Raw genomic sequence first — 515 nt, 5'->3', positions numbered from 1 at the left:
ACCGCCTCGTTCGGCAACGACCTCTCCACCCTGCCGAACTTCCCCGCCGAAATCCGCGCCCCCGCCGGAACCCTGCCCGGCGTCTCCTCCTTCCAGCTCCACTTCGCCGACCACGACATCCTCACCCCCGGCGACGCACCCGACGTACTCGTCGCGATGAACCCCGCCGCGTTGAAGGCGAACCTGGCGGACGTGCCCCGGGGCGGGGAGATCATCGTCAACACCGACGAATTCGCCAAACGCGCCATGGCGAAGGTCGGCTACGACACCAGCCCCCTGGACGACGGCACCCTGGATGCCTACAACGTCCACCCCGTGCCGCTGACCACGCTGACCATCGAGGCTTTGAAGGACTTCGGGCTGTCGCGGAAGGAAGCCGAGCGCAGCAAGAACATGTTCGCGCTGGGTCTGCTGTCGTGGATGTATCACCGGCCGACCGAAGGCACCGAAGCGTTCCTGCGGCGCAAGTTCGCGAAGAAACCGCAGATCGCCGAAGCCAACGTGGCCGCCTTCCG

At 66.6% G+C, this 515-nt stretch carries 1 protein-coding gene; it reads left to right on the top strand.

The window, feature by feature from the left end; genetic code table 11:
* Positions 1–515: 2-oxoacid:ferredoxin oxidoreductase family protein (locus NQU55_RS36240; RefSeq protein ID WP_256791881.1), on the top strand; the 515-nt coding region annotated here is incomplete at both ends.

Origin of the sequence: Streptomyces telluris (assembly GCF_024519335.1) — a bacterium.
GTDB lineage: Bacteria > Actinomycetota > Actinomycetes > Streptomycetales > Streptomycetaceae > Streptomyces > Streptomyces telluris.
The sequence above is the reverse complement of the archived record's forward strand: the minus strand, read 5'-3'. Positions and strand labels throughout refer to the sequence as shown.